The organism is Apibacter adventoris, assembly GCF_002964975.1.
GTDB lineage: Bacteria > Bacteroidota > Bacteroidia > Flavobacteriales > Weeksellaceae > Apibacter > Apibacter adventoris.
This window is the reverse complement of record NZ_PSZM01000046.1, coordinates 274,125-294,218: the sequence shown is the minus strand read 5'-3', so window position 1 is coordinate 294,218 and position 20,094 is coordinate 274,125. Positions and strand designations below refer to the sequence as shown.

Annotated in this window: 14 protein-coding genes and 1 tRNA gene; 10 read left to right on the top strand and 5 right to left on the bottom strand. The window is 29.1% G+C overall.

Annotated elements, in window-relative coordinates; translation table 11 throughout:
* Nucleotides 1-18: 18 nt before the first annotated feature.
* From pheT to trpS, 8 genes are all read left to right on the top strand, one after another.
* A complete protein-coding gene (gene pheT / locus C4S77_RS11790; protein WP_105247705.1) occupies nucleotides 19-2,442 on the top strand; it encodes a phenylalanine--tRNA ligase subunit beta in 2,424 nt (807 codons plus the stop codon).
* 7 nt (nucleotides 2,443-2,449) lie between these two features.
* Nucleotides 2,450-3,229: a Rossmann-like and DUF2520 domain-containing protein gene (locus C4S77_RS11785; protein WP_105191477.1), complete on the top strand. Its 780-nt coding sequence runs from the start codon at nucleotides 2,450-2,452 to the stop codon at nucleotides 3,227-3,229.
* On the top strand, nucleotides 3,225-3,752 hold the full coding sequence (locus C4S77_RS11780) for a KdsC family phosphatase (protein ID WP_105247820.1): 528 nt from the start codon (nucleotides 3,225-3,227) through the stop codon (nucleotides 3,750-3,752). The genes C4S77_RS11785 and C4S77_RS11780 overlap by 5 nt, the downstream gene beginning before the upstream one ends.
* 286 nt (nucleotides 3,753-4,038) lie before the next feature.
* Nucleotides 4,039-5,529 carry a cardiolipin synthase gene (gene cls / locus C4S77_RS11775; RefSeq protein ID WP_221404957.1) on the top strand — a complete coding sequence of 497 codons (1,491 nt, stop codon included), beginning with the start codon at nucleotides 4,039-4,041 and terminating at the stop codon, nucleotides 5,527-5,529.
* Nucleotides 5,530-5,909: 380 nt separating this feature from the next.
* Entirely contained in the window at nucleotides 5,910-9,305 is a 3,396-nt protein-coding gene (gene ileS / locus C4S77_RS11770) for an isoleucine--tRNA ligase (protein WP_105247704.1), read from the top strand.
* Between the two features lie 4 nt (nucleotides 9,306-9,309).
* Entirely contained in the window at nucleotides 9,310-9,690 is a 381-nt protein-coding gene (locus tag C4S77_RS11765) for a TraR/DksA family transcriptional regulator (protein ID WP_105191481.1), read from the top strand.
* Between the two features lies 1 nt (nucleotide 9,691).
* Nucleotides 9,692-10,333, top strand: coding sequence for a lipoprotein signal peptidase (locus C4S77_RS11760; RefSeq protein ID WP_105247703.1), 642 nt, complete (start codon nucleotides 9,692-9,694; stop codon nucleotides 10,331-10,333).
* Nucleotides 10,334-10,435: 102 nt separating this feature from the next.
* A complete protein-coding gene (gene trpS, locus C4S77_RS11755; RefSeq protein ID WP_105247702.1) occupies nucleotides 10,436-11,404 on the top strand; it encodes a tryptophan--tRNA ligase in 969 nt (322 codons plus the stop codon).
* A gap of 146 nt (nucleotides 11,405-11,550) precedes the next feature.
* On the opposite strand, the gene C4S77_RS11750 is transcribed toward trpS, so the two are convergent.
* The 3 genes from C4S77_RS11750 to C4S77_RS11740 all read right to left on the bottom strand — a co-directional run bounded on the left by C4S77_RS11750 (nucleotide 11,551) and on the right by C4S77_RS11740 (nucleotide 15,443).
* Nucleotides 11,551-12,225, bottom strand: coding sequence for a head GIN domain-containing protein (locus C4S77_RS11750; RefSeq protein WP_105247701.1), 675 nt, complete (start codon nucleotides 12,223-12,225; stop codon nucleotides 11,551-11,553).
* A 277-nt stretch (nucleotides 12,226-12,502) separates the two neighbouring features.
* Nucleotides 12,503-14,077, bottom strand: coding sequence for an L-lactate permease (locus tag C4S77_RS11745; protein ID WP_181042887.1), 1,575 nt, complete (start codon nucleotides 14,075-14,077; stop codon nucleotides 12,503-12,505).
* A 229-nt stretch (nucleotides 14,078-14,306) separates the two neighbouring features.
* Nucleotides 14,307-15,443, bottom strand: coding sequence for a DEAD/DEAH box helicase (locus C4S77_RS11740; RefSeq protein ID WP_105247700.1), 1,137 nt, complete (start codon nucleotides 15,441-15,443; stop codon nucleotides 14,307-14,309).
* A gap of 360 nt (nucleotides 15,444-15,803) precedes the next feature.
* On the opposite strand from C4S77_RS11740, the gene C4S77_RS11735 reads away from it, so the two are divergent.
* Complete coding sequence (locus C4S77_RS11735; RefSeq protein ID WP_105247699.1) at nucleotides 15,804-16,748, top strand: MBL fold metallo-hydrolase; 945 nt, start codon at nucleotides 15,804-15,806, stop codon at nucleotides 16,746-16,748.
* 174 nt (nucleotides 16,749-16,922) lie between these two features.
* Nucleotides 16,923-16,995, top strand: a tRNA-Gly gene (locus tag C4S77_RS11730).
* A gap of 83 nt (nucleotides 16,996-17,078) precedes the next feature.
* Here the strand turns inward: C4S77_RS11730 and C4S77_RS11725 are convergent.
* On the bottom strand, nucleotides 17,079-18,419 hold the full coding sequence (locus C4S77_RS11725) for a DEAD/DEAH box helicase (protein ID WP_105247698.1): 1,341 nt from the start codon (nucleotides 18,417-18,419) through the stop codon (nucleotides 17,079-17,081).
* Nucleotides 18,420-18,575: 156 nt separating this feature from the next.
* Nucleotides 18,576-19,436 carry a hypothetical protein gene (locus C4S77_RS11720; protein ID WP_105247697.1) on the bottom strand — a complete coding sequence of 287 codons (861 nt, stop codon included), beginning with the start codon at nucleotides 19,434-19,436 and terminating at the stop codon, nucleotides 18,576-18,578.
* Nucleotides 19,437-20,094 lie beyond the last annotated feature (658 nt).

Genomic DNA, 20,094 nt, shown 5'->3' with positions numbered 1-20,094 from the left:
TCATAGTTTTTATAAAAAATGAAAATATCATATAACTGGTTAAAAAAATATATTAATACAGACATTTCTATAGAAAGAATAGCCTCAACACTTACGGACACAGGATTAGAAGTAGAAGGAATAGAAGAAATAGAATCTATTAAAGGAAGCTTGGAAGGAGTTATTGTTGGAGAAGTCATACAATGTGAAAAACATTCTAATGCCGATAAATTAAAAGTAACACAGGTCAATTTAGGAGATAATAAAATTGTACAAATTGTATGTGGTGCACCGAATGTAGCTCTTGGGCAAAAAGTACCAGTAGCTACCGTCGGTACAATTTTATATCCAAAAAATGGAGAAAAATTTGAAATAAAAAAAAGTAAAATACGAGGGGAAGAATCTCTGGGTATGATTTGTGCTGAAGATGAACTGGGAATAGGGGAAAACCATGACGGTATAATTATTCTCGATTCAGAACTAAAAGCAGGGACACCTTTAAGTGAAGTATATCAGGTAACAAAAGACTATTGTATAGAAATTGGCCTTACCCCTAACCGAACAGATGCAATGAGTCATTACGGAGTAGCCAGAGACTTATATGCCTCTTTAAAAAATAAAAAAATAAAATCTACTTTAGCTCCGCTTACAATTGAAAATTTTAAACTGGATGAGGAAAAAGGAAACCCTATAGAGATAGAAATTGAAAATACTGAATTATGCCCCAGATATTCAGGCATATACATTAAAGATATTCAATTAGGATCTTCTCCCCAATGGCTACAAGATCAGCTTAAAACCATAGGGTTATCTCCTATTAATAATGCAGTAGATATTACAAATTACATTTTACATTCTTACGGGCAACCTCTCCATGCTTTTGATGCTGACAAAATTGGAAAACAAAAAATAATTGTAGGTACTGTTGAGGAGGGAACAACAATTACCACTTTAGATGGTGTGAAAAGGGTTTTGAATTCTGATGAATTAATAATTAAAGACGGAAATAATATTCCAATGTGCATTGCTGGAGTTTATGGAGGAAAAGATTCCGGTGTAACAGAAACCACTAAAAACATATTTTTAGAAGCTGCCTATTTTCAACCCGTATCCATTAGAAAAACCTCTAAAAAAGAAGGTCTCAATACAGATTCTTCTTTCCGTTTTGAAAGAGGGATAGATCCTAATATTACTATTTTAGCATTAAAAAAAGCAGGTCAGTTATTTCAAGAATTAACACAAGGAAAAATTATAGGTGAAATCATTGATCATTATCCATCACCGATCAATAATTCAAACACTATATTAAGATATTATAAAATTGATCAGATTTTAGGAAAAAGAATCCACAGAGATCAAATAAAAGAAATACTAAAATCTTTAGATATAACAATTATAAGTGAAACTAATGAAGTTTTGGACCTCATTATTCCTGCATATAGAGTGGATGTAACACGCGAAATTGATGTTATTGAAGAAGTAGCTCGTATTTATGGATATAATCAAATAGAATTTCCTGAAAAATTCTCTTTTGCCTATACAAAATCTGAACAAAAAAATGATGAACATATAGAAAATGTAATAGCAAATCAGCTAACATCTCATGGTTTTAATGAAGTAATAAATAATTCTTTAACAGAAAAAAGAGAAGAAAATAATAATACCTATGTAGAAATATTAAATCCGTTAAGCAATGAATTAGCTGTTATGCGTCAATCTTTGGTTTATGGACTATTAGGGAATATAGCTTTTAACATAAACCGAAACCAAAAAGAAATCAAACTATTTGAATTTGGAAAAGTATATTTTAAATCTCAGGAAAAATATTTAGAACACAAAAAATTAGCTATAGCCATATCTGGAAATATTCAAGAAAATAATTGGATCTATCCAAATAATAATAGTACCTTTTATCATTTAAAAGGGATTATTCAACAATTATTTAAAACACTTTCTGTTTACAATATTCAGGAAAAACCTATAGAAACCTCTCTCTTTAAAGAAGGCATAGAATTAAAAAATAATAAAGGCTCATTAGTCAAAATGGGTAGCATTAATTCTAAAATATTAAAAGAATATAACATCAAAGAAGAAGTTTTTTATGCCGAATTAGAATGGGAAAAACTTTTCCTAATTTCAGCTAATAAACCTGCTAAAAAATTAATTGAAATCCCAAAATTCCCCGGATCCAGTAGAGATTTAGCCTTACTTTTAGATAAAAATATAAAATATATTGATCTATACAACGCTGCTTTTGAAACAGAACGAAAATTACTAAAATCTGTAAACTTATTTGATGTATATGAAGGGAAAAACCTTCCCGATAATAAAAAATCATATGCATTAAACTTTTATTTACAAAACGAAAATAAAACTATTACTGAAAAGGATATTGACAAAGTCATGAATAAACTTATAGAGAAATTCTCCTCACAGTTTCATGCAGAATTAAGAAATAATTAATCCAAAAATGAGTAGTAGAAAAATTGTAATAGTAGGAGCTGGTAATGTAGCTTTCCATTTAACAAGAGCTCTATTAGAAAATACGCTAAATGTAGTTCAAATTTTTAATCGCACCTTAGAAAAAGCTCAAGATCTGGCAAATAATTATAATATTAAATATACCGATAAAATTTCAGAAATTGAAAAAGCCGATATTTACATTATATGTACCAGTGACAAAGCAATACCGGAAATTTCTTATTACATTCCATTTGAAGACTGTTTAGTTGTACACACTTCTGGTGCAACACCCATTACTGCACTTAAAGGTAAATACAGAAAAGGGGTATTTTACCCGTTACAAACATTTTCAAAAAACAAAAACATAAAATATGACGAAATTCCTTTTTTAGTGGAAGCTGAAAATATAAATGATCAAAATGAATTGATTTCCCTAGGTAAACGGATATCCGAAGAAGTTTATGTAATGCCGTACGAAAAAAGATTACCCGTACACATGTCTGCCGTATGGGCCAGTAATTTCACAAATCACTTATATTACATTGCCGGAGAAATATGCAAAAAACAAGGAATTCCTTTTAACATATTAGTACCTTTAATAAAAGAAACTGTAGATAAGATTCAAAATAACATGTCTCCTTTTGAAGCTCAAACGGGACCTGCTAAAAGACAAGATGAAGAAATTATTAATAAACATTTACAAATTTTAGAGTCAGATCCTAATTCTACAAGATACCAAATATATAAGCTAATCACAGAATCTATAATTAAAACTTATCATGATTAATTATAAAGAAAAACTAAATCATATTAATGCTTTCGTATTTGATGTAGATGGAGTGATGACAGACGGTAGTATTATATTAATAAATAATGAAATGATCCGTAGTATGAATACTAAAGACGGATTTGTATTACAGTTTGCCATAAAAAAAGGATATAAAATTGCCGTTATTACAGGAGGTAGAGATCAATCTGTAGTAAGCAGACTTAACTATCTAGGTATCACAGATATATATCTGGACTCCAAACACAAATGGGACGATTTAGAAGATTTTTTATATAAATATAATTTAAAACCTCAGGAAATTCTTTATATGGGGGATGATCTACCCGACTATGATGTCATGACCCGGGTAGGAGTTGGAGCGGCGCCTAAAGATGCATGTTCTGAAATTTTATCTATTGCTGACTATATTTCTCCCTTAAAAGGAGGTAAGGGTTGTGTAAGAGATGTAATAGAACAAGTAATGAGAACTAAAGGTGACTGGGATTATCTAAATACCGAAGATACAACCACTTCAACTTAAAAATTATTTTTATCCTTTTAAATTAATATTTTTACAATTTATAATAACATAAGTTGTAAATATTTAACTTATAAAAAGACTTTTAACACTACGTATAAATAAAGTTCCCAATATAATTTTTTTTAGATATTGCCTTAAAATAAAATTGAAAACTTTGACAATTCAAATATTATAAAAATTAATAATAATAGTTTTGTGTTATTTTTCTTATTAGATTAAAAAAATTCTATTTATTATTTTATTAACTTTACCATTAATAGTTACATATTTAATAGAAAAAATATTAATGGTTAATTGGATTAAATCTTTAGATTTCTCACAACTTGCGTTTATTGTAGGAATTATACTTTACATTTTAATAATTCTATATACAATTGTAAAAATAATAAAAGACACGGAAAGTCCTTCCAAAGCTTTAGGATATCTACTATTAGTTCTAGCTTTGCCTATTGTAGGATGTATTTTATATTTTTCTATTGGAGTAAATTATAGATTAGAAAAATTATATAAAAGAAAATATACAAAAAATAAAACTTATTACAATAACACAAAAAAAATTATACTTAAAAATACAGAACAAAGAATAAAAGATCATGCAAAGCTCTTAGAAGGAAAGACACTACCTATCCGTATGCTATTGAAAGACTCATTATCAGCATTATACACTGCAGAAAAAACAGAATTATTAATAAACGGGGAAAACAAATTTGAAGTCGTATTATCAGAATTAAAAAAAGCTAAACATCACATACATATACAATATTATATCTTTTCTGATGACAAAATAGGAAATAAAATTAAAGATATTCTCATTAAAAAAGCACAAGAAGGAGTTGTTGTTCGTTTCATATTTGATGATTTTGGTAGCCATGAACTAAGGAAAAGAATGTATAAAGAATTAATTAATGGTGGAGTTCAAGTAGCTGCTTTTTACCAAATTAAACTATATGCTTTAGCTAACAGAATGAACTATAGAAATCACCGAAAAATAATTATTATAGATTCAGAAACAGGATTTTTAGGAGGAATAAATGTTAACGATAAATATATAAATACTCCAGACAATACCCTTTATTGGCGTGACACGCATCTTATGATAAAAGGAGAGGCTGTAAATGGTTTACAATTTACTTTTTTAAACGATTGGAATTTTTGTTCCAAAAACAAAGTTGATATTTACGATACACAATATTTTCATCCTGTCAGCTCAGAAAAAGAATCTCATAATTATGAACTTTTACAAATTGCTTCCAGTGGACCTGATAGTGATAGAGCTACCATAATGCTTGCCTACAATGGAGTCATCATGTCAAGTAAAGAAAGATTATATCTTACCACACCCTACCTAATTCCTAGTGAAACCATTGTAAATGCTTTAAAATATTCTGCACTTAGCGGAGTAGATGTACGTTTACTCGTACCTTATAAATCCGATAGCATAATCGTAAATGCAGCATCTTGTGCCTATTATGAAGAATTATTAGCTGCCGGAGTAAGAATATACAGATACACCAAGGGTTTTGTACATGCTAAAACTATCGTATCAGATAATAACTTATCTGTAGTAGGATCTGCTAATATAGACATGAGAAGCTTTGATCTGAATTTCGAAATTAGTGCTTTATTATATAGCAAAACAACCAATCAACAACTCTCTGAAGCATTTATGGAAGATATAAAAAATAGTATTGAACTTGATTATAAAGAATGGAAAAACAGAAATAAATTTATAAAATTCGGAAATTCTATAGCCAAATTAGTTTCCCCTTTATTATAGTCGGTAAATAAAACATCCTTTATATATTTATTATATAGAGCTTTCCATATTTAAAAAACTTATGATTAACATTTAACTTATCAATTCGGAAAGTAATTTCTAATATTTAAAAACTGTTTTATTTTATGATTTTATCATTAAAAAAAAATTTAACATTCAATTATTTAACAAAAAATCTTTATTACTTTTCTTATAATTTAATTTACTTATAACTTTAAATTAAAGATTATATTATTTTGGGAAAAAATAGTAAAAAACCAATCTATAATTTAAGACTCAAATCCACTAAAATAATTCACATTCAACATAAAAAAACAGCAGAAAACTTATATTTTTTTTTTATATTCGCAAATTAATTTTTACCCTAGGCTAAAATAAAAATGAACAGTAAATTTCAAGAATATAGCGGATTAGACCTTATAAAAATTGCGGATGATGTTTTAAAATTTTGGAAACAAAACCATACTTTTCAGAAAAGTGTTGAACGTCGTGAGGGAAAAGTTAAATATGTTTTTTTTGAAGGACCTCCATCTGCAAATGGTATGCCTGGAATACACCATGTCATGGCACGCACAATCAAAGACATTTTTTGTCGTTACCAAACCCTAAAAGGCAAACAAGTATTTAGAAAAGCCGGTTGGGACACACATGGACTGCCTGTAGAATTAGGCGTAGAAAAAGAATTAGGCATCACTAAAGAAGATATTGGAAAAAAAATATCAGTAGAAGAATATAACAAAGCCTGCAAAGAGGCTGTTATGAGGTATACGGATGTATGGAACACCTTAACAGAAAAAATAGGTTATTGGGTAGATCTTAAACACCCTTATATAACATATCAATCCAAATACATGGAGAGTGTATGGTGGCTATTAAAAGAAATTTACAATAAAAAACTACTATACAAAGGATATACCGTACAGCCTTATTCTCCTAAAGCAGGAACCGGCTTATCTTCTCATGAGTTAAATATGCCCGGGTGTTACCGAGATGTTACCGATACAACTATTGTAGCACAATTCAAAGCAAAAAAAGATACTACGTCCCTATTTGATTCTGTTGAAGGAGCCGTTTATTTTCTTGCCTGGACGACTACTCCTTGGACACTACCATCTAATACTGCCCTCACTGTTGGATCTAATATTGATTATGTATTAATTAAAACTTTCAATCAATATACTTTTGAACCAATAAATGTAATATTAGCTAAAAATCTTATAAACTATCAGTTTGGAAAAAAATTCAAACTAACCGAATCTGAAGAAAAATTCAAAAGCTTTTCTTCAGAAACCAAAGAAATTCCGTACAAGATTCTTAAAGAATACAAAGGAAAAGAACTTTTAGGTATTAAATATGAGCAATTACTTCCATGGGCTTTACCATATAAAGATGCTGAAAATGCTTTTGTTGTAATAGAAGGAGATTTTGTAACGACAGAAGACGGAACCGGAATAGTTCATACAGCCCCTACGTTTGGGGCAGACGATGCACGTGTGTCTAAAGAACAAGGTGTACCTCCTTTACTTGTTTTGGATGAAAACAACAATCCGGTGCCACTGGTAAATCTACAAGGAAAATATATTGAATCTTTACCGGAAGGATTTAGAAATAAATATGTAAAAAATGAATATTATAAACCCGGTGAAGCTCCAGAAAAATCTATAGATGTAGAAATAGCTATTTTATTAAAAATAGAAAACAAAGCATTTAAAGTGGAAAAATATGTTCACAACTATCCACATTGTTGGCGAACAGACACCCCTATTTTATATTATCCATTAGACTCTTGGTTCATAAAAATTCCCGAAGTTCGAAAAAGAATGACAGAACTTAACCAATCCATCAATTGGAAGCCTAAAGCTACAGGTGAAGGAAGGTTTGGTAATTGGCTTGAAAATGCTAACGACTGGAATCTTTCTCGATCTAGGTATTGGGGAATTCCGCTACCAATATGGAGGACTGAAGATAAAAAAGAAGAAATTATAATTGGTTCCCTAGAAGAACTTATCCATAAAATAGAAGAATCTATCGAAGCAGGATTTATGCAGAATAATCCTTTCAAAGACTTTATCATAAACGATTTTTCAGAAGAAAATTATGAAAAAATAGATCTTCATAAAAATATTGTAGATGCCATAATTCTTGTTTCCAAATCCGGAAAACCCATGAAACGGGAAAATGATTTGATTGACGTTTGGTTTGATTCAGGTTCCATGCCTTATGCCCAATGGCACTATCCTTTTGAAAACAAACAACTTATTGATAATAATCAATTTTATCCAGCCGATTTTATCTGTGAAGGAGTAGATCAAACTCGCGGATGGTTCTATACTTTACATGCCATAGGAACCTTAGTATTTGATAGCATTACCTTTAAAAATGTTGTTTCTAATGGTCTAGTCTTAGACAAAAACGGAAATAAAATGTCCAAAAGTAAGGGAAATGCAGTGGAACCATTTGAAACTTTAGCCATGTATGGTCCCGATGCTACCCGTTGGTATATGATATCTAATGCCCAACCTTGGGATAATCTTCGTTTCGATTTAGAAGGAATAGATGAAGTAAGACGTAAAATATTTGGAACACTCTATAATACTTACTCTTTCTTTGCCCTATATGCCAATGTAGATAAATTTACGTATGAAGAAAATGATATCCCTTTCCATGAAAGAAATGAACTGGACCAATGGATACTTTCTGAATTAAATATTTTAATAGGAGAAGTAGATGAATATCTCTCTGACTATGAACCTACTAAAGCTGCTCGAACAATAAATAGCTTTGTGATAGATAATTTAAGCAACTGGTATGTAAGACTTTCAAGAAGACGTTTTTGGAAGGGAGAATACTCAACTGATAAAATATCTGCTTATCAAACCCTTTACCAATGCTTAATTACAGTATCTAAATTAATGTCTCCTATAGCTCCTTTCTTTTCAGACAGACTATATCAAGACCTTAATAATATAACACATAAAGAATCTTTCGAGTCTGTTCATCTATCAGATTTTCCTAAGAAAAATACTTCTGAAATAAATGAATCATTACTTAAAGAAACTCATATTGCTCAGCAGATAACCAGTATGGTTTTCTCTTTACGAAAAAAAGAAAATATAAAAGTACGTCAGCCATTACAAAAAATTATAATTCCAGTTTTAGATCTACAAACCCAAAAAATTATAGAATCTGTATCTACTCTCATTAAACAAGAAGTAAATGTTAAAGAAATACAATTATTAGATTCTAAAAAATCTTCAGATATTATTAGTAAAGCACTAAAACCAAATTTCAAAACTTTAGGACCTAAATTAGGAAAAGATCTAAAAAAAGTATCTGAAGAATTAAATACCTTTACTAATGCTCAAATTCAGGATTTTGAAGCTCAGGGAAGTATCATGGTACAAGGTTATAAATTAACTTTAGATGATGTAGAAATACGAACACAGGATGTTACCGGATGGACCATGATTTCTGACGGTAAACTAACTGTAGCTCTGGATATATCCCTCACTCCAGATTTAATATCTGAAGGAATAGCCAGAGAATTAGTAAATAAAATTCAAAACCTACGAAAAAACCAGGGACTGGAAGTTACAGATAGAATTTATCTAGAAATTCAGTCCAATAAAGAAATTGAAAACGCTGTTAGTCAAAATAAAGAATATATCTGTTCAGAAACCTTAACTCAGGATATAGTATTTTCTAATACTATTTTAAATGGAACTGAATTAGATATTAATGACATAAAAATAACTATTTTACTCAAAAAAACTTAAACCTATGTCCGAAGAAAAATTAAGATACTCTGACGAAGAACTGGAAGAATTTAAAACTATCATTTTAGACAAAATAGAAAAAGCCGAAAATGATTTAACTATGCTTAAAGAAGCATTTGTTAATGACCTGAATAATGGGACAGATGATACTTCTCCAACTTTTAAAGCTTTTGAAGAAGGCTCTGAAACCATGAGTAAAGAAAGTAATGCACAGTTAGCCGCCCGTCAGGAAAAATTTTTAAGGGATTTGCGAAATGCCTTAATAAGAATTGAAAATAAAACCTATGGAATTTGTAGAATAACCGGTAAATTAATTAGTAAGGAAAGATTAAAAGCAGTACCTCATGCTACCTTAAGTATAGAAGCTAAAAATATGCAGCAATAGAATGAAAAAAGTTTTATGGATAACCTTTATTATCCTTTTAATTGACCAAGCTTCTAAAATTTATATTAAAACACACTTTAGTCTACATGATGAAGTAAAAGTATTTAATTGGTTTTACTTTACTTATGTTGAAAATCCGGGAATGGCCTATGGAGTACAATTAGGAGGTTTTTTAGGAAAAATAGGATTAAGCTTGTTACGATTTGTCTTAATTGGTTTTATGGCTTATTATATAAATAAATGGTCCAAAAAAGCAACTTCTTGGTTGTTTATTATTCCCGCAGGATTAATTTTTGCAGGTGCTATCGGAAATTTGATTGACAGTATTTTTTATGGAGTCATATTTGATTCAGGTACTACATATAATTCCGTTTCAGGAAAATGGGTAGAATATTTAGGGATTTCAAAATTGAATTTTAAAGGTTATGCTCCGCTTTTTGGAGGTTGTGTGGTAGATATGTTACGTTTTCCTTTAATAGATACTTCTCTCCCTGATTGGTTTCCTATTTGGGGCGGAAAAAAAATACAATTCTTTAATTATATATTTAATGTAGCAGATTCTTCTATCACTATCGGAGCCATTATTTTAGCTTGGACATATTTTTTCAGACCTAAAGTTTTTCCTAAAGAATGGTTTAAATAAAGATTATAAACTTAATACTATCTAGCATAATAAAAATAATTATTTTTAACACAACAGTTTTAAATCCTATAATGTGTAATTTTGTATTTTAAGTAGTAATTTATGAGAATATTAACAGGTATACAAAGCACCGGGACTCCTCATTTAGGTAATTTGTTAGGCGCTATAGTTCCAGCAATTCAATTAAGTAAAAATTCAGAAAATGAATCATTCTTTTTCATTGCTAATTTACATTCAATGACTCAGATTAAAGATGCTGAAGTACTTAAAAAAAATACATATGAAATTGCTGCTACATGGCTGGCTTGTGGTTTAGATACATCTAAAACCTTTTTTTATCGTCAATCAGATATACCTCAGGTAACCGAATTAATGTGGTATTTATTATGTTATTTTCCATATAGCAGATTAGCGTTGGCTCATGGTTTTAAAGATAAGGCAGATCGATTAGAAGATGTTAATTCAGGTTTATTTACTTATCCTATGTTGATGGCTGCAGACATTTTATTATATGATGCTCAAGTTGTACCTGTTGGAAAAGATCAGTTGCAACACTTAGAGATGACACGAGATGTTGCTCAAAAATTTAATAATACTCACGGGGATGTTTTAGTACTTCCTGAATCTAAATTACAACAAAATACTATGTATGTTCCGGGTATTGACGGAAATAAAATGAGCAAATCTCGTGGAAATACCCTACAAATTTTTGCCCCGGAAAAGGAATTGAAAAAGCAAATTATGTCAATTGTAACTGACTCTACTCCTTTAGAAAAGCCTAAAAACCCGGATACTTGTAATGCTTTTTCAATATATAAGCTGGTAGCCACACCTGAAGAAACTGAAATTATGAGAGAAAATTATTTAGCTGGAGGATATGGATATGGGCATGCTAAAAAAGCTCTATTTGAAGTTCTTTTAAGAGAATTTGGAGAGGCTCGGGAAAAATATAATTATTATATGAGCCATTTGCCTTTATTGGAAGAAATATTATGTGATGGTGCAGAAAAAACGAAAAAAATTGCAGATAAAACTTTACAAAGAGTGAGAAAATCTCTTTCTTTTAAATAAAAAATTGTAGCAAAAGAATTAATTTCTTTAGCTACAATCTAAACTAAACTAATTAAACTAATATTCTAATTCCTTTTTTGAAAAGGGAGGTAAATTTACAACCTATACTAATATAATACAACAATATTTAATACTTTTTCATATATTTAATTTATATTTATTTTTCCCCCGGCAAGTGTTTTTTTGTTTACATGTTTAGGTCGTCCATAAACATCAATTACACCTCCAGCACGAGTTTTAGCTTCTAGAGTTTCTGAAACATTTACCTCTGCATTTCCTCCTGCATTAATTGCAATCATCGTTTTTTGGGTATCTAAGTCTTTTGAATAATAATTTCCACCTGAAGTAATAACAATATCTTGCTCTTTTGACTCTCCTGTAAGATATATTTCTCCCCCTGTGTTTATATTAGCCTTTAATCTTTGAACTTCTATTTCTAATTCTATTTTGGCTCCTTCTTTCACATTTAAGGATAATGATCCTTCTTCGATCCTGTCATTACTTTTTATCACAGCACCTTCACTTGCTTGAATATCTTTTAACTGTTTATAATAAACTTTTACTTTTACATTATCTCCTGCTAAAAGTTTTAGTGTGGTCATTCTTATCTTTAATTCACCATTTTTATTTATTACTTGCACATCTCCATTTTTAGTTCCCCTTATTTCTACTTTACATTCAGATGAAGAAATTAACTCAACCGGTATTTTATCGAAAACTCTGAGGGTAGTAAAATCTCCTACATTTTTTTCAATAGCCAACTGACAAAACATATAAGAACATCCTATAAAAAAAGCTAATGCCAAAGATATTTTTTTCATATTTTTTTTATTTATAATTTATAAATTTAAAATCTATCTTAAAATTTCGGTATAATTATACTTAAAAATTATTTGTTATAAAACAAATCAAATTACACTTAATTAATAAATAAATATACATATTTTATGTAAAAATACAGATTAATTATAAAATTAAATTAAATACATATCATATAATTTAATGAAGATATGGTAAAAAATAATTCTCTTAATTTAAAAGCGTATATATAGTTTTTAAAAAATTATTTAATATAAATTTTATCATATTTTTTTATGTTTACCCACCAAAATAAACAATCAATCCGGCTACAATAATATAAAGTAACGCATAAGGAAATGCTTTTTTCATTATCTCCCCTTCTTTTCCTTGTTGTCCACAAGAAGAAGTTGCAACCGCAATACTTTGTGGGGATATAATTTTACCTCCTGTTGCCCCGGAAGCATTAGCAGCTGCCAGCCATCCTTTATCTGCACCTATTCTATCTGCTACAGTAGTTTGTAATTTTCCAAACAGTATATTAGATGAAGTGTCACTACCCGTAAGGAAAGTTCCCAAACAACCGATCAAAGGTGCAAATAAAGGATATAAAAAACCAGTTGTAGTAGCTAAGGAAATCCCTAAAACTCCAATCATTCCAGAAAAATCCATTATAGTAGATAAAGTAATCAAACCACTTACAGTAATTACGGTTTTTTTAAGTTGTAATAGGGTTCTCACTAATAAAGATAATAAATCTTTTAAACGAGCTCCTTGTATCAATCCTCCTAAAATAGAACCTAAAAATAACAATACCCCAGTATCTATTAAAGAAATTTTAATATGTCTGATTTTATCTGTTTGCGAAATAGCATCATAAATATTTAGATTAAATGTATAGGAAACTATAGGGTCTAACGATTTTTTAATCGATAATAAAGGTCCTGTCAATAATATAAAAATTAATATTAAACCATATATACTCCAAGCTTGAATTATTTCTTTGTAAGAATGTTTTTTTATTACTTTATTTTCACTTTTTTTTGTCTCCGTTATTTTACCAATAGCTATAATTACAATAATTGAAGCTAAGCTCCCTAAGATAGCAGGGGTTTCTGCTCCTATAAGCAAAGCTGAAAAATACTGCACTATTAAAGAAATTCCTCCTACCAATAGACTTAAAAAAATATTTCTAGGGATAGAATTTAATCTTCGGTCTGTAAGAGTTACTAATATAAAAGGAATTAAAAACATTAATACAGATAATTGTATTACTACATCAGAACTTATCGATTGCAAATGTTCTGACATTCCTATTTCTCTGGCTAATACTATTATAGGCGTTCCTACTGCTCCAAAACCCGTAGCTACACTGTTAGCAATTAAACTGGCAACAGCTGAAAAAATAGGCTTAAATCCTAAACTGATTAAAATAGCAGCTGGAATGGCAACAGCTGTTCCAAAACCTGCCATTCCTTCTAAAAGACCTCCAAACCCCCAAGTTAATAATAGCACCTGAATACTTTTATTCGTTGAAATTGATGAAAACTGATCTTTAATAACTTCCATTTTTTGGGTATATACTTGCACATTATAGCTGAAAATTGCCATTAATATAATAATGAGTATTGGAAAAATAGCTTTTAATATGCCATAAACTAATGTTAATCCGATTTCTGATAAAGAATAATGATATCCCCATACAGCTATAAATATGGTAACAATTAAAGTAAAGATCGCACTTTTTTCCCCATCCATTTTTAATATACCTAAAAGCAGAATTAACAACAACACGGGTGTAGCTGCTAATAATAATTCAAAACTTGTAAATGTTTCTGTTATTATTTGTGTTAATGGTAAAGCATATATAATCATTTATTTTTTGCTTAAATATAAAAATATTTTAATATTCAAAAAATATTTTTATAAATACTTATTATATAATGAATTAACCACATTTAATATTGTATAATTATACTTTTTTATCATAAAAAAACATGAAAATTTATAGTACTATCTGTAAATCATACTAACTCTTTTATCTAAAATAAAAAACCTGCTTCATGGTTTCATAAAGCAGGTTTTTCAAAATCAGACCTATATACTAAACAATCTCTAATTCTGAAGAAATTACCTTTATCTTTTTTCCAATTAACTTTTGAATCTCTTTCAAGTAAGGTCTCTCATCTTGAGCACAAAAAGATATTGCCGTTCCATTATTACCGGCTCTGCCTGTCCTTCCAATCCTATGAACATAAGTTTCCGGAACATTAGGTAAATCATAATTAATTACCCATTCCAATTCATGAATATCTATTCCTCGGGCCGCAATATCTGTAGCTACCAGAACTTGTGTTTTGCCTGTTTTAAAATTTATTAGTGCTCTTTGTCTTGAATTCTGAGATTTATCTCCATGAATGGCTTCAGAATTTATTTTTGCTTTACATAATACTCGAGCAATTTTATCTGCCCCATATTTAGTTCTTGTAAAAACCAATATGGATTTTTGATCGGTTTCTTTTATTAGCCTGATTAATAAATCTTTTTTTTCAACTTTTTCAACAAAGTAAATAGATTGTTTAATAGTATCTGCTGTGGATGAAACCGGAGTTACTTTTATTTTTACAGGATTATGTAATATAGAATTTGCCAAACCTGAAATTACCGGAGGCATAGTCGCTGAAAAAAACAAAGTTTGTTTCTCTTTAGGAAGTTTAGGCAATATTCGTTTAATATCGTGTATAAATCCCATGTCCAACATTCGATCAGCTTCATCTAAAACAAAATACTTAATTTTATTCAGTTGTATAAATCCTTGTTGAATTAAGTCTAATAAACGACCAGGAGTTGCTATTAAAACCTCAATCCCTTTTTGAAGGTTATCAACTTGAATTTTTTGTTTTACCCCTCCAAAAATTACTGTATGTTTTATATCTAAATATTTATTATATTTTGTAAAACTATCATTAATTTGAATTGCTAACTCCCGTGTGGGGGTTAAAATTAGTGCTTTAATTTCTCTATCCTTGTTATTTTTATTTCTTTCTAGACTTAACAATTGAATTATCGGAATTGAAAAGGCAGCAGTTTTACCTGTACCAGTTTGGGCACAACCTAATATATCTTTTTTTTGTAATAATATGGGGATAGCTTTTTGTTGTATTGGTGTCGGGGTTAAATATCTTTGTTCTTTAAGAGCTCGTAAAATAGGCTCAATAATTTTTAAATCTTTAAATGTCATAATGTATTTTAACTACCTAAATAGTTATTTTTTTGTTATAAATTACAAATAATGGCTGGAAAACTGACGGAGAAGTTAAACCTACAAAAACTTGTTTCTAGGTTACAAAAATACAATATTTTTTCTAAATAGGGATTCCCTTTATTTTATCCTTTCTTAAAAGATCTTTTTTTCTTGCTATATATAGCCCCATATGTAGCTATACACTTGTATTACATATTTTTATGAATTATTTATAAAAAATTTTTTTCTTATTTTTTTGACATTTCATAATATGAGTGACAATTTTAATTTATGATTTTTTATTTTTATAGAAAAACTCTTTGTATTATTTTCGCTGTACATATTTAACTTTTCAAAATGAAATCATACTCTTCTGTATTCTTTATATTTATATTATCTTTTTCATTTATTCAAGCTCAAAATTTCGATCTTATTCCCTTAGGGATATATGGAGGAAGAGATGAAAGTAATTTATCTGCTTATTTATTAGGTGAAAAAGATAAAAATGAATTTATATCTCTGGATGCAGGTACCTTACATGCCGGAATAGATAAAGCTATTATGAAAGGAACTTTTAAAGTCAGTTCAGATACTGTGTTGAAAAAGTATATTAAGGGATATTTTATTTCTCATGGTCATTTAGATCATTTGGCTGGATTAATTATTAACTCTCCGGAAGATAATCCAAAAAACATTTATGGACTTTCTCCGGTAATCGATATATTAAAAAATTTTTATTTCACTAACGGCCCTTGGATCAATTTTGCCAATGAAGGAAACCCTCCGATATTGAATAAATATAAATATATCTCTTTAAATCCTCTAGAAAAATTTAAAATAGAAAACACGCATCTTCAAGGACAAATCTTCCAATTAAGCCATGGAAATCCCTATATAGGTTCTGCCGTTTTAATCAACTCTGATCAAAAATCTATTTTATATTTAGGAGATACCGGGGCCGACCGTATTGAAAAAAGTAATCAACTGGATATACTTTGGAAAAGTATTTCTCCTTTACTTATCCAACATCGATTACTGGCTATTTTAATAGAAGTATCCTTCCCCAATTCTCAGCCTGAAACTTCTTTATTTGGACATTTAACCCCTGCTCTTTTACAGGAAGAGCTTGGTAAATTAGCCACATATGCCGGTAAAGATCACTTAAAAAACCTGCCTGTTATTATAACACATTTAAAACCTTCGGGAAATAATATCGATACTATTAAAAAAGAACTTCAAGAGAATAATGTATATGGAATTAAATTAATATTTCCGGTGCAGGGAGAAAAAATAGTTTTATAATTTTAAATTTAAAAATTATTAAAAGGCATATATCCTTTATTTTAAAATTTTTATTTTCTCAATAAAACACTACAAGCCAATAATTTAAATTTATTTTTTTTATTCCACTCATAAAAAAAATGAATAAAATTACTGATGTATAGAAAAAAAGTTGTAAAATTGCAATGAAAATAAGCGGAAGTAGCTCAGTTGGTAGAGCGTCAGCCTTCCAAGCTGAATGTCGCGAGTTCGACCCTCGTCTTCCGCTCAATAAAAAAGCATCTAATAATAGATGCTTTTTTTTATTGAAAATTTATATTAAATAATAATTAAAAAAAATAATTATATATTTTAATCTTCTTTTTTAATTACATTTCTAGCTATTTCAATTTTATATTTTTTACCTTTCATTTTTTCTCCTCTTACATTTTCCAACAATGTTTTAACGGAAGATTTTCGCACAGCTGCAAAAGAAATAAAATCTTTTACTTCAATTATTCCTACATCATTTTTTTCAAGCTTCCCTTTTTGTAAAAAGAACCCTACAATATCTCCTTTATTCAATTTATTTTTTTTTCCTCCACTAATATAAATCGTTTTATATTCAGGAAGTTTCGGCAATGGATTCTTGTTACTTACAGATAAAATATCTAAATGATTGGTAATATAATCGGGTAATGGTTCTTCTTTATATTGTATAATATAGGCGTTTCCTTTCGCCTGCATACGAGCTGTACGTCCGTTACGATGGATAAATTCGCTTTCTTTTCCCGGAATATGGTAATGAATTACATGATTCATTTCTGGAATATCCAATCCGCGTGCTGCAAGATCTGTAGTAACCAAATAATTTAAACTTCCGTTACGAAACTGAATTAAAATACGTTCTCGTTCTTCTTGATCCATTCCTCCATGATAATACCCGGAAAATATTCCATTTTTATTTAAAAATTCACTAACTCTTTCTGTCGCTTCTCTGTGATTACAGAAAATTAAAGCAGGCTCTGAATTAAACGAGCAAATAAGAGAAATCAATGTTTTTATTTTATCTTTTTCTGGAGATAAAACCAATTTAATTGTAAGTAATTCTTTTTTATCTTCTTTTAAATATGAAAGTATTAAAGGTGATTTCATTCCAACAAAATCAGGAATCTCAACATCGGAAGTTGCTGAAAGAAGAATTTTCTTTTTTAGATTAGGAAGTTTTTCGATAATTTTCCTCATTTCCTCATGAAAACCTAATTGAAGAGATTTATCAAATTCGTCTAGTATCAACATTTTAACGGAAGATGTATCAAAAGTTTTCTTTTCTATATGATCATAGAGCCTTCCAGGGGTTCCGATAAGCAGAGCCGGAGGATTATTTAAATTTTTCAATTCTGTATTCATAGAATGCCCTCCATAACAAACATTCACCTTAAATGAAGTCCCCATTTTTTTCCAAACCTGCTCTATCTGTAAAGCCAAATCTCGTGAAGGTACAACCACCAAAGCTTGTACATCGGACAGGCTTTCATTGAGCAATTGTAAAATAGGGGTTAAAAAAGCCAGTGTTTTTCCAGAACCTGTGGGTGATAACACTTCAACTTCAGACTCTTTCATTATCGCGTCCTTAGTCGCTAACTGCATAGCGTTCAGACTTTCAATTGCTAAACGAGATAGTATATTTTTGCTTTGATTTTCTTCTTTCATATAGCAAAGGTACACTATTATAGTATAGTTGCCTATCTCTCGTTTTTCTTAATTAAAGATAAACTATTGATAATTTAATTACTAATTAGTTTTCCCTCTTATACTGTAGTTTATTATTATGGAAATAATCGCATTTTTCTTAACCTTATAAATCGACTAGTTTATTCTTAATATATCTTTCATAATAATTCCAATATTGTTAGATAATTCTGAAGATCCTGCAGTATCTACATTAAAAGTAATTTTATATCCTGATTTTATTGAATTTGCATCTGAAATCGTTGGAAAAAATAGCTGAAATGGTATATTTCTACCCACATCTGTTCCTCCGGGAACTAATATTTCATCAGAATAAATAACCTCTCCTGAGGCTATAGAGGTAATGGAAATATTAAAAAAACCGGTAGAAACTGGTTTTTTTTGTTTAATAGTGTATTCAAAATTGATCCTAAAAAAATTTGCCTGGTTATTTAATTTATTTTCAAAAAGTAAAGTTCCTGAATCTCCATTTTTTTCAGAAAGAATATCTGTTGGACTGCTAGATTCTGAAGGCCAAATTCCTTTAACAAACTTAGGATTTATAGTTACAAATGAATTTTGAAGCAACAATCCATAGGATTGAGATCCACTTAAAGTAACATCCCCTGATTGATTAATGGCAATTTTTACCCCAACAAGGTTCCTTCCTTCTATAGGAGAAGAACTATCACCAGTTAAAAGTCTTTGCCATTCATTTCCGTTATACATATAAACTCCTGCTTCTCTATTATATACTACCGCTCCAATTGTCTCTGTAAAACCATCAGGTTCATAAATAAGTAAACCAATTGCGGGGTTTTGTATGGTCGTTACATCTTTTACAGAAGTAAGATTTACTCTTGGCGGCAAAAAGCCTTTATCAGTAGCACTTATTTCTAAAAGTGATGATTTATCAGGATTTTGCGTACCTATTCCTATTTGACCAAAAAGGACAAATGCATTTAATGCAAAAAGGAAAACTAACCAATTTTTCTTCATTATATTAAAAAATTAAAATGTTTCAGTGGATATTTTTGGGGTAACTGTGATTATTCTGTAATATCTTGAGAGGAAAATAAATATAAGGCTATTAAAGATACAAAAATCATGCCTTCTACTTAATATTCACTGTTTTTTATAATTATATAATATAAAATATTATACATACACCTATACTTTTATTAAATATATGATTAATAATGAAAATTTGTAATTTTTAGTATCTAGAATTTTTTTTAGTTATAAAGTCTGTTATATATTCTTTTTTTTTATTGAATTACTTTATTTTTTAAATTTTTATATTTTTCTATAGATAATTGTAAAATTTTTATGAAGCTAACTTATAATCTATAAAAAATATTTAATTTATCAGTTTTGAATTTATTATTAATAATGAACGATTTAATATATGGGCTTATGGTGAAAAGAGTATAGAATATAATAAGAAGAACGAAATGATGATCTATTAAATTAAAGTTTATCTTAATTAATTTGATAATAACTTATACGGAAAATATTAAAAATAGATTTTGATTGTCCGCTAAATAAGGTTTTATTTACAGTATCCTCATTTTAATCTATTATTATATTTTCTTTGTACCATTTTTTATTTATTAAGGGTTAGGAACTGGATATTTAACAATGATAAATTTTGCAA